12 protein-coding genes and 1 pseudogene are annotated in these 10,570 nt (G+C 69.8%); 9 read left to right on the top strand and 4 right to left on the bottom strand.

The window, feature by feature from the left end:
- Positions 1 to 253: pseudogene (locus ETD83_RS43065) on the top strand (hypothetical protein); the annotation flags it as partial.
- Here the strand turns inward: ETD83_RS43065 and ETD83_RS43060 are convergent.
- On the bottom strand, positions 237 to 389 hold the full coding sequence (locus ETD83_RS43060; RefSeq protein WP_171064605.1) for a hypothetical protein: 153 nt from the start codon (positions 387 to 389) through the stop codon (positions 237 to 239). The pseudogene ETD83_RS43065 and the gene ETD83_RS43060 sit on opposite strands and share 17 nt — an antisense overlap.
- Positions 390 to 713: 324 nt before the next feature.
- Here ETD83_RS43060 and ETD83_RS34550 point away from each other — a divergent pair, with 324 nt between their 5' ends.
- The 3 genes from ETD83_RS34550 to ETD83_RS34540 all read left to right on the top strand — a co-directional run bounded on the left by ETD83_RS34550 (position 714) and on the right by ETD83_RS34540 (position 3,651).
- A complete protein-coding gene (locus ETD83_RS34550) occupies positions 714 to 1,679 on the top strand; it encodes a GlxA family transcriptional regulator (protein ID WP_329603030.1) in 966 nt (321 codons plus the stop codon).
- Complete coding sequence (locus ETD83_RS34545) at positions 1,676 to 2,278, top strand: DJ-1/PfpI family protein (RefSeq protein WP_138649409.1); 603 nt, start codon at positions 1,676 to 1,678, stop codon at positions 2,276 to 2,278. Before ETD83_RS34550 ends, ETD83_RS34545 begins: the two co-directional genes overlap by 4 nt.
- A gap of 185 nt (positions 2,279 to 2,463) precedes the next feature.
- Positions 2,464 to 3,651 (top strand): hypothetical protein, encoded by a 1,188-nt coding sequence (locus ETD83_RS34540; protein WP_138649408.1) that lies wholly within the window; start codon positions 2,464 to 2,466, stop codon positions 3,649 to 3,651.
- Here ETD83_RS34540 and ETD83_RS34535 read toward each other — a convergent pair.
- Positions 3,648 to 4,568: an arginase family protein gene (locus ETD83_RS34535; protein WP_138649407.1), complete on the bottom strand. Its 921-nt coding sequence runs from the start codon at positions 4,566 to 4,568 to the stop codon at positions 3,648 to 3,650. The genes ETD83_RS34540 and ETD83_RS34535 overlap by 4 nt on opposite strands.
- A gap of 189 nt (positions 4,569 to 4,757) precedes the next feature.
- Between ETD83_RS34535 and ETD83_RS34530 the strand changes: the two genes are divergently transcribed.
- The gene (locus ETD83_RS34530; protein ID WP_205718038.1) at positions 4,758 to 6,359 is read left to right on the top strand and encodes a CocE/NonD family hydrolase; all 1,602 of its coding nucleotides are present in this window, start codon (positions 4,758 to 4,760) and stop codon (positions 6,357 to 6,359) included.
- 175 nt (positions 6,360 to 6,534) lie between these two features.
- On the opposite strand, the gene def is transcribed toward ETD83_RS34530, so the two are convergent.
- A complete protein-coding gene (def, locus tag ETD83_RS34525) occupies positions 6,535 to 7,104 on the bottom strand; it encodes a peptide deformylase (protein ID WP_138649406.1) in 570 nt (189 codons plus the stop codon).
- Positions 7,105 to 7,506: 402 nt separating this feature from the next.
- Between def and ETD83_RS34520 the strand changes: the two genes are divergently transcribed.
- From ETD83_RS34520 to ETD83_RS34510, 3 genes are all read left to right on the top strand, one after another.
- Positions 7,507 to 8,439 (top strand): poly(ethylene terephthalate) hydrolase family protein, encoded by a 933-nt coding sequence (locus ETD83_RS34520; RefSeq protein WP_138649405.1) that lies wholly within the window; start codon positions 7,507 to 7,509, stop codon positions 8,437 to 8,439.
- A gap of 388 nt (positions 8,440 to 8,827) precedes the next feature.
- Entirely contained in the window at positions 8,828 to 9,049 is a 222-nt protein-coding gene (locus ETD83_RS34515; protein ID WP_138649404.1) for a hypothetical protein, read from the top strand.
- 9 nt (positions 9,050 to 9,058) lie between these two features.
- On the top strand, positions 9,059 to 9,862 hold the full coding sequence (locus ETD83_RS34510; protein WP_138649403.1) for a hypothetical protein: 804 nt from the start codon (positions 9,059 to 9,061) through the stop codon (positions 9,860 to 9,862).
- Positions 9,863 to 9,907: 45 nt separating this feature from the next.
- Here ETD83_RS34510 and ETD83_RS43055 read toward each other — a convergent pair whose 3' ends face one another.
- The gene (locus ETD83_RS43055; RefSeq protein WP_171064604.1) at positions 9,908 to 10,252 is read right to left on the bottom strand and encodes a hypothetical protein; all 345 of its coding nucleotides are present in this window, start codon (positions 10,250 to 10,252) and stop codon (positions 9,908 to 9,910) included.
- An 83-nt stretch (positions 10,253 to 10,335) separates the two neighbouring features.
- Here ETD83_RS43055 and ETD83_RS34500 point away from each other — a divergent pair.
- A partial coding sequence (locus ETD83_RS34500; RefSeq protein WP_138649402.1) for a hypothetical protein occupies positions 10,336 to 10,570 on the top strand: 235 nt, incomplete at its 3' end.

Genomic DNA, 10,570 nt, shown 5'->3' with positions numbered 1-10,570 from the left:
GTACCGGCTGGAGGTCGTCGACGACGGGGGCGCGGGCGGCACGCCGCACGTCAAGGCGGAGGTGGGTGCGGAGACCGGGCGGGGGATGCGGATCGTGGAAGCGCTCGCGTCCCGCTGGGGGTTCCGCGTGGACGAAGGCGTGGAGCAGGGCGTGGACCAGGGCGCGGAGACCGGGCGCGGGGTCACGTGGGCGGAGTTCCCGGCCCCGGTCGCCGTGGACCGGGGCCGGGAGCCGCTCAGCGGCCCCGGTTGAGCTGCCGGGTGGGCATCTGCCGCGCGTTGCGGCGGTTGTTCGCGAAATTCGCCGACCTGAAGTCGGAGTTCTTTCGTTTGCCCTTCTTCTTGGACTTGATGAAGGGGTTCGGTTCGGGGTTGTTTATAGCACGCATGGAAAGGACACCTCCGGGCACGTTTGAATTCGGCCACAAGACGGCGCGAAGCCGGGGCCGATAAAGGGTTCATGCAGCATGGCGGCACAGGTCACAGCGTGGTGCGATGGTGACGCCTGAGGATGGACGGGAGCGGGCCCGCCGTATCAGGCGGGCGGCTCAACCGGAGGAAGAATCACAGCTCCATGCGTAAGAGTTAGCCATATCCGTCCTAATTGTGTCAACCCGCTAATTCTGTGACGGAGCCCTCATCGCAGCGGGTGGCGCGATGTGTGGGGTGCCCGTCGTTGACGCCAAGGCGTGGGCGGCGACAGCCTGAGAGGCATGCGCGTCGCGTTCGTGATCTATGACGGGTTCCAGGTGCTCGACCTGGCCGGGCCGCACGAGGTGTTCCGGATCACCGGGCGGTATGAGTGCCTGGTCGTCGGGCCTCAGGCGGGGCCGGTGCCGTCGTCTGGTGGCCTGCCCGTCCATGCCGGGGTCGGCATTGACGACCTTGAGCCGGGCGGCGTCGACACGCTCGTGGTGGCCGGTGGGACGGGGGTCGATCGGGCACGGAAGGACGCGGGGCTGGTCGGCTGGATCGCGGAGGCGGCGGCGGGTGCGCGGCGGGTCGCGTCCGTGTGCAGCGGGGCCTTGCTGCTCGCCGAGGCGGGGCTGCTGGACGGGCGCCGCGTCACGACGCACTGGGAGCGCGAGGAGCAGCTGAGGAGGGAGTATCCGCGCCTCGACGTCGACTGCGATCCGATCTTTGTCCGGGACGGGCGCGTGTGGACGTCCGCCGGGGTCACGGCCGGGATGGACCTGGCGCTGGCGCTGGTCGAGGACGACCACGGGCGGGACCTGGCGCACGAGGTGGCGCGGGAGCTGGTGATGTTCCTGCGGCGGCCGGGGAGCCAGTCGCAGTTCAGCGTTCCGCTGTGGTCGGCGCAGCCCGCGTCAGACCCGATCCGCGCGGCGGTGGTGTCCGTCCAGGCCGATCCGGGCGCCCGGCACACCATCGCCGACCTGGCCGGACGGTCGGGGCTCAGCGTGCGGCACCTGCAGCGGAGGTTCACGGCGGAACTGGGCGTCCCGCCGGCCGCGTACGTCGAGCGGGTGCGTGTCGAGGCGGCGCGGCGGGCGCTGGCGGAGGGCGACGAGCCTGTCGAGACGCTGGCGCGGAGGCTCGGGTTCGGGACGGGCGAGACGCTGCGCAGGGCGTTCCACCGGCATGTGGGCGTCGCACCGTCCGACTACAGGGAACGGTTCCGAGGAACAGGCTTTCTGAGGGAGAGGGTTCAGTCATGACGACTTATGGGCTGCTGGTCTTTGAGGACGCAGAGGAACTGGACTTCGTGGGTCCGTGGGAGGTGTTCACTGCGTCGGCCATGGTGCGTGGGCTGGACGACAAGGCGGTGCTTATCGCTGAGGGGTCTGGTCCTGTGCGCTGCAACAAGGGGATGAGGGTCCTGCCAGACCACGTCCTGGACGACCATCCGAAGTTGGACGTTCTCCTAGTGCCGGGTGGACGTGGGGCACGGGAAGCTCAGGTGGACAATTCGTCCGTCACGGGATGGATAGCCAAGGTCGCGGACCAGGCTGATTGGGTGACGAGCGTGTGCACGGGTGCTGTGTTGTTGCACGCGGCTGGTCCGGCCAAGGGGCGAAGGGTTGCGACCCACTGGTCGTGGGAGGACGCGTTGGAGGCGCGTGGTGACGTGACCGTCGTACGCGACGCGCGCTATGTCGTGGACGGCAATCTCGTCACGAGCCAGGGTGTTTCGGCGGGCATCGACATGGCCCTGTGGCTGATCGGACGCATCCACGGCCGCGACCACGCGCGGACGGTGCGCCGCTACATCCAGTACGAGCCCGCCCCGCCTTACCTGGCCGACGAACCCATGTGAGACCTGGCGACGGGCTGGTGGGAGACCTGGCGACGCGCCCGTGTGAGACCTGGCGACGCGCCGGTGGGTGCCCTGGCCGACGAGGCCGTGTGAGACCTGGTCGGCGAGGCGGTGTGAGCGGCCTGACGGGGCCTAACATTTCGCCATACAGGTGATGATCTTCGCTTATCGGCATAATCACCCGGATGGCGATATCGCTACCAGTGCGGTTCCGCAGTGACGGCGTGCGGGTCTCCGTGGAGACCGATCCGTTGCACGCCCCGCTGCGTGACTTCCTCATCAACGACCTGGGCGAGGACGTGTCGGCGATCGTCCGCGCCCGGGGACGCCTGGGCGACCCTGGCGACCCCGGCGACCCGGGCGGCGGCTCCAGCGCCTCCAGCGGCTCCGGCGAACCCGGCGAAACCGGCGTTCCGATCGAGCCGTGGCAAGAGCTCTACCGCTACCACCGCCTCGACTTCGACGGGACGATCGTCCAGGTGCGGGACGTCGCCGGATGGGCGTCCTGTGACCTCGACCCGGCCGTCCTGCGGAAGTGTCTGGACGAGTACCTCCAGGAGATCGGCGCCCTGCAGAGCCGCCGCAGCCTCGAACGGGCGCTGAGCGAGGCATCGTCCGGTGAGCCCATGGCGACGTCGCTGGCCCTCGGGTCCGTGTCGCACCGCACGCAGGGCTGGGGCTTGGTCCAGACGCCGCGCGCCGTACTGGAGGACGTGGCCGGACTCACCCCGCACCCGGACGCATGTCTCCCGCACGGAGTGATGGAGACTGGTTCCGGTGCGTGCTGGGCCGACCTCGCCGTGCTGGACGAGACGGGAACACGCCTACGCAGCGGCACCAAAACGTTCATGCCGCGTGGCATCGACGTAGAACGGCTCATGGCCGAACTGGGGAAGACCCTGACGCAGGCTCGATTCGTCCATGCCGTCCCGGGAGCGTGGTCGGGGGTCGTCGCTGGTGTTCCGGTGCACGGCTATGTCGACCCGGAGAGGGTTCTGCGTCTCCCCTGCGAGCCGATCGAGGTCGGTGGCGTCGTCCAACACGTGCGGGTGTTGTTCCCAGAGCTGGGTGACTCTGGCGTCGACCTGGAGGCGGCGGCGTCGAGCGCGAGTGCGTTCGCACAGTCGGTGTATGGGCAGGGGCACGTCCTGCTGGCGTTTCTGCTTCATGACGTTCAGAGCCACCGGCACCATTTGGAGGTCGTTCGTAACGCGCGTCCTGGGTGGGAGCACACGGGGAACGCGTGTCATCTACGGCTGGATGTCCAGACCGTCCGGTTGGAGCATCTGTGGCTGCCCGGGCATGCGTGCGAGGTGCCGACCGGTGAATTCGCCAGTGTTCTCTATGAGTACGAACGGTTGTTGGCTGGCTAAGCGTCGCTGCGTTCGGAGAAGGCGGTGACGATCGTGTCTGTCAGGGCCGCGCCTGCCATGCCGTCCGGATCCAGCTCGGGGTCGTAGATGCCTACGTGGAAGCCAAGCGCGCGCGGGCTCGCCACCAGGGTCGTCAGGACGGACGTGAGTTCCTCGAACGACAGGCCATTCGGATTGGGTGAATCGACCGCCGGCATGACGCTCTGATCGAGGACGTCGGCGTCCAGGTGAATCCAGAAGCCTTCGATGGGCGCGGCCTCCAGATGGGCCCGCGCCCCTTCGGCGGCGGCGTCCGCGCCGTGCTCGCGGACGTATTCGATCGGAAAGCGGCGGATGCGCGAGCTGTCGAACGCGGCGAGGTCGGCAAGCTCGTGATCTTCAGGCTCCCGCTGGACGCCGACGTGCGCGACGTTCTCCTCGGCCACGTAGGGACGCAGCCCGCCGAGGTCGGCGAGCGCATCCGGGCCGTGGCCCGTGACCAGGCCGAGCGCCATCCCGCCCGCCGTCAGCCGTCCCGCCCAGGCCGCCGGATCCCGCCGCGGCGAGTAGTCGTCGTGCCCGTCCAGGTACGCCAGGCCGAACACGCCACGACGGCGCAGCGCGAGCATCGGCCCGAGCAGGATGCTGCAGTCGCCACCGAGCACGACCGGAAACCGTCCCGTGTCGAGCAGCTCACCGACGCGCGACGCGAGCCGCTCCGAATAGTCGGACATGCCCGGGCCGTTCAGATAGCCCGTCTCCTCGTCCGGGCCGAACACGTAGGGCGGCGGGTCCACGCGGCCCGCGTCCTCGGCGTTCAGGCGGCCGAGGATCCCGTGCCCGCGCAACGCACGGGCGAGGCGCCGCACCCCCGGCTCATGATCCTCGCGCGGCGGGCGAAGCCCGAGGTTGGACGGGGCGTCGAGCACTGCGATCATTCTTGCAATCTAGAACACGCGAAGGAGCGTCCGATGGCCTCTCCCGGACGATCCCCCTTCCCCGAACGCCCCGGCTTCCCCGAACGATCAGGTTTCCACGGGCGATCCGGTTTCCCCAGGCGCTCCGCTTCTCTCGCGCGATCCGGTTTCCCAGTGCGCTCCGCTTCTCTCGTACGCCCAGCTTCTCTCGTGCGCTCGGCTTCTCTCGGACGGTTTGCGGAGCGGCTTCTTCGCCTTCCCGAGACCTCGGCGGCGCCCTTCGGGGTCGTCCGCGATCTGCGGGTGCCCATGGCGGACGGCGTCGTGCTCGTCGCCGACCTGTACCGTCCGCGCGGCGCGGGCCCGATGCCGGTCGTGCTGATGCGCACCCCGTACGGCAAACGGCAGCCCGCCATCCGGCTGTTCGCAGTGCTGCTCGCACGGCGCGGCTTCCAAGTCGTTGTGCAGAACGTGCGCGGTGTCCATGGATCGGGTGGAGAGTTCCGTGCTTTCCACCACGAGAAGGAGGACGGCCTAGCGACGCTCAAGTGGCTGCGTGCCCAACCGTGGTGTGACGGCAGGGTCGCCATGGTCGGGGCCAGCTATCTGGGGTTCACCGGGTGGGCGGTCGCGCCCTATGCAGACCCGCCCCTGGAAGCGATGGGCGTCGGCATCACCGCGTCCGAATTCGTGAGTTCCTTCTATCCGGGTGGGGCGCTCGCCCTGCACAACACGCTCGTATGGTCGTCCTCCCTGGGCACCCGGGACGGGGCGAAGTCGCCGTTCCACAGACGACGCGTCCGCCAGGCGATGCGGTACCTGCCGGTAGGCGAGGCTGATGAGGCGGCCATCGGACGTCCTGAACCGTTCCTCCGTGAGGTGACGGCCCACGCGGAGCCCGGGGACGACTTCTGGAAGGCCACCGACCACAGTGCCGCCGTGCCCGCGACCACCACGCCCACCACGATGGTGACGGGCTGGTGGGACCTCTTCCTCCGCCGCCAGCTCCGCGACTTCACGGCCCTTCACGCGGCCGGACGCCAGGTCCGCATCACCATCGGCCCATGGGGACACGACGCGAAATCCCTTCGAGCCACACTCCACGACCAGGTCTCCTGGCTGGACGCCCACTTGAACGGCAACCAAGCCCGGCTTCGCCAGGCGCCGGTAAGGCTGCACCTGCAAAAGGCTGACCGCTGGCTGGACTTCGACGAGTGGCCCCCACCCGAAACCCGTCCCACTCCGCTCTACCTTGCGCAAACCCTCGTCTGGGACAACCCCACCGACGTCGAACCTGCCACATTCACCTACGACCCTCTCGATCCCACTCCGACCGTCGGTGGCCCACTCCTGTCGCCAGGCCGGGGCGGGCAGCGGGACAACACGCGCATCGAACGCCGCGATGACGTGGTCGTCCTCACCGGAGCGCCTTTGGAAAGGAATCTCGATCTGATCGGGACGGTCTCGGCGACGATCTTCGCCCGGACCAGTACCGGTCACGGTGACCTGTTCGTCCGGCTCTGCGATGTCGACGGCAACGGCGTCTCCCGCAACGTCACCGACGGCATCCTGCGCATCACGACGCCGGGTGTCGTCCGGGCCGAGATCGAGATGCACCCGACCGCGTACCGCTTCCTGCGCGGTCACCGGCTCCGCGTCATGCTGGCCGGTGGCGCCTTCCCCCGTTTCGCGCGCAACCACGGCACCGGCGAACCGGCGGCCCAAGCCGTCGCGTCACGCCGCGTCCACGTTGAGATCTTTCGCGACGCGGGCCACCCGTCGACCGTCCACCTTCCCGTCTGGGACGCCTAGGACGTGTCTCAAAGTGGGCCTCAGCTCACGCGCGGGCGTCCGGCTCGCCCCCCGACTGCGGCGACGCCGAAGCGGGCCCGAGCGGCCATTTCATGCGGCGACGCCGCGCTCGTGCACGGCCCGCCTCGGTCGCGAGCCGCCAGGCAAGCGCCATGACGGGACTTTGAGTGACCGCCTAGCCGGGGAGCGTGCCGGGTTCGGTCCCGGCTTCGGTCTCGGCTTCGGCTTCGGCTCGAAGGGACTCGTATTCCTTGAGGACCTTCTTGCGTGCGCGTGCCGAGAGGCGGTCGATGTAGAGGCGGCCTTCGAGATGGTCGGTTTCGTGCTGGAGGCAGCGGGCGAGCAGGCCCGACCCTTCGACCGTGATGGGTGCGCCTGTGATGTCGTAGCCGTGGACGGTCGCGTGGTCAGGACGGGCTAGGCGCGCATGTGGGCCCGGTACAGAAAGGCAGCCCTCGTCGCCATCGTCCAGACGCCGGTTCTCCAGCGTTGGCAGTTCCAGGACGGGATTCACGACCGCTCCCCTATGCCGCCCGCCGTCCTCGTCTGGGCAGTCGTAGACGAAGACGCGCAGGTCCACGCCGATCTGGTTCGCGGCCAGGCCGACGCCGTCCGCCTCGTACATGCTGGCCAACATGTCGTCCACCAGGTCCTTCAGCGCCGTGTCGAAGTCGTCGACGGTCCTGCACGGCTGGTGCAGGACCGGCGTCCCCACCAGCGTGATCGGTCGCACCTGTCCCGCCATCGCCTGAGCTCCTCACGTCCGGGCGTTCTTCGCACGCCGCGCGAAACAGGCTACCCAGGGTGACCGCCGCATGCCGGATATCGTCCGTCGCGCTACGCCACCGGGTGGACGCGGAGCGTGTTCCGTTCGTCGCACGCAGCCGCCCGCTCATCGATGGGAGGGGTTGAAGCGTCCATGGCGCCGCCTCCGGCTCGCTACGTTCGACGCATCCGCTGAACGGCCGCCGGTGCGAGCCGCTTCGGGGGGAGCGGCGGGTCCTGTGTGCGCGCCCCGGCCGGCTCAGCGGAACGGGGGGAGAGGGGTCACTTCGGGGGAGTGGCCCCTCCGTCCGTATGCCCGATCGGGCGTCCCGCAGTTCTTTCATCCGCTTGTCGCGGTTCGGATAGTGAAGGGTACGCCCCGATGATCCAGCCTCTGGCGAAGCTTTCCGCAGCCGTCGTTCTGACCGCAGGCGCCGCCCTGACGCCCACCGCGATGCCGGCCGCGTACGCCGCCGTTCCTGAACGTCCCGCCACCGTTCCCGGACGTTCTGCTGCCGCGGTTCGGGTGGCGGCCAATCCGTATGAGCGCGGGCCCGCGCCGACCGAGAAGAGCGTCACGGCGGGACGAGGCCCGTTCGCCATCGAGAAGATGGAGGTTCCGGCGGGCAGCGGCGAAGGCTTCAACAAGGGCACGATCTACGCGCCAACCGACCTCGGCCAGGGGACTTTCGGCGCCATCGCCGTCGCGCCCGGCTTCGTCGCCTCCCGCGCGACGGTCGGCTGGTACGGCCCGCGCCTCGCGTCCCAGGGGTTCGTGGTCATGACCCTGGACACCAACAGCCCATTCGACATGCCCGCCGCCCGCGGCGCGCAACTTCTCGCGGCGCTCGAATACATGGCCCGCAAAAGCAAGGTGAAGGACCGCATAGACGCGTCCCGGCTCGCCGCCATGGGGCACTCCATGGGCGGCGGCGGGTCGCTGGAGGCCGCGAAGGACCGGCCGTCGCTGCAGGCCGCGGTCCCGCTCGCGCCGTGGAGCACCGCCCACGACTGGAAGGACGTCAAGGTCCCGACCATGATCATGGCCGCGGACGGGGACCTCATCGCCCCGGCGGGCACGATGGCCGAGACGTTCTACGCCAGCCTCACGGCAGCTCCAGAAAAGGCGTACCTGGAACTCCAGAACGCCCTGCACATCACGTTCATCTCCCCGAACGCGACCATCGCGAAGTACGCCATAGCGTGGATGAAGCGGTTCGTCGACAATGACGTCCGGTACGAGCGCTTCCTCTGCCCGGAGCCGAAGGCGGGCGGCGCCATCGCCGAATACCGGGGCACCTGCCCCACCGCCTGACATTCACCGAGCGTCTCCTCAAGGCGGCAGATCCGGGACCCGACCGTCCGCCCGTGCACCACGCGCCGCCAAGGGCCCGGACGGGGTCTCCTGGGCCTGGACGGTCTCCGGGACGTTCAGCGGCGCGTGGACGGTGATCTTCGCCGCCCGGCGGAACCGGAATTCTTCGTCAAGGAATTCCCGCGTCCGCTAAAACGGCATTGGCCGAACGGAAATGGAGCGAAGATCAACCCAAGCCGCCGGACGTTTCCGGCGCAAGGGCGGCAGGCCGTCAGAAATGGACGCGGCGAACGGGTCAGGTCGCGAAAATTTGACCCGGCGGACGTCGACTTCCCGACCCGGCTACGGAATGGTCTCCCCCATGCATTCACGAATTCGAGCCGCCAGGATGTCAGGCCCCACCCGATGGCTGCTGGCATTTCTCGGCGCACGCGAGCAGGCGCTGCGCACCCACAACGGACTGGCGGCGGGCCCCGCGGAATGGCTGCTGGTCTTCCTGGAGGTCACCCGCACCGAGCTCGCGGCGCGGCAGCGTCCCGCGGCGCTGCCGGCGCGGCGCGGCAGGTCCGAGGAGTCCCCGTTCGGCCGGCTGGCCGCCCGCAGCGCGTAGAGGAAGGTCATGACCGTCGAGATGTTCCTCGCCGCCCTGATCGGCGGCGCGATCGGCCTCGCCGAACTGGTCGCGCGGTACCGCGACAAGCCGATCACCGCGGCCCTGTCCCCGGGCGGGCTGCTGTTCGTCTTCGTCAACGCGAGCGCGTCGATCGTCGCGCTGATCGCGGTGACCGCGTCCGGCTGGACGTTCGGACTCCCCGAGACGACGCCGGAGGCGAGCCTGGTGATCGTCCGGGTGATCGCCGCCGGGTTCGGCTCCGCGGCCGTGCTGCGCATGTCGTTCGCCCCGGCCCAGAGCGGAGCCGTCGGCACCGGTCCCGTCGCGCTGCTCAACGGCGTCCTCCGGATCACGGACGGCGAGCTGGAACGCAAGCGGGCGCTCAGCAGGCTGTCGCACAACGACCTGGCGGGACTGTCGTTCGCACGCGACCACGCGGCCCTCGCCGAGCTGTGCTGCCACCTCATGCGCGAGTTCGACCTGTCCGAGGCGCAGCGGCTCGGCGGGCTCGCCGCCGAGCTGAGCAGCCGCGACGACCTCACCGACGCCGACAAGCTCGACTGCTGGGGCCTGGAGCTGACCCGCCTGGTCGGCGAGCGTGCCATCCGGCAGGCGGCGCGGCGGCTGCGGGACCGTCCGCGCGAAGAGCCGCATCCGGCCGTCCCCGAGGAGCGGCCGGCCGCCCCGGCGCCCGAACCCGAATACGCGGCGGGGACCGTCCCGGCCGCCCGGCCGCCCATCGCGAAGACCTCCCGCCTCGCCGCGAGCTCGAACGGCAGGTCGGAACGCAAGTCCTTCAGCGATGTCTGAGACGCGATGAAATACCGGTGCGCCCCCCGCGGGTGCGCCGGTATTTCACTGTTCCGGCCGGACGGGCACCGATCCCTTTTTCGCCTGCCGGTCACGGGCCGTGGGGGCGGTGGCCGATTGGGCGGCGGCCGATCGGGTGGCGGCCGATTGAGCGGCGGCCGATCGGGTGGCGGCTGCACGGGAATGCGCCGATCGGGAATGCGAAGTGCTCGGCGGCTGGACGTTCTCGGGGCCGTCCCGTTCCTCCAGAACGGACGCGATGCGGTGCAATGCCTCCGCCAGCGAGACCAGCGCCTGCACCTGGGCGGCCGCCATCAGATTCCCCGCCGAGGGATCGGCGGCCTGCGCCTCCGCGGCGGCGTCAAAGGCCTGCTGGCTCCACCAATGCACGCGGCGATCCTATTCGAGGCGGTTGATGCGCCACCTGCCGCCGCGCCGCTGGTCACCGGGACCGAAAAGGAAGGGTGTGACTCGTGAACACCGAACCGCGCGCGGCGCCGCCGTCCGGACGTCCGGATCCCGCGCTGCCGCGCTGGGGCGCGAAACCGGTGCGCCGCCTGACCGCCGGGGAACTCGCCGAGGCGCTCGCCTATCTGGAAAGGCACCGTCCGGACGACGACGTCCTCGGCCGCGCGCTCGCCGGCGAGTTCGCCCGCCGCACCGCCGCCGCCGAGTTCGCCCACCGGACCGCCACCGACCGCCCCGCCC

Origin of the sequence: Actinomadura soli, assembly GCF_005889715.1 — a bacterium.
Classification (GTDB): domain Bacteria; phylum Actinomycetota; class Actinomycetes; order Streptosporangiales; family Streptosporangiaceae; genus Spirillospora; species Spirillospora soli.
The sequence above is the reverse complement of the archived record's forward strand: the minus strand, read 5'-3'. Positions and strand labels throughout refer to the sequence as shown.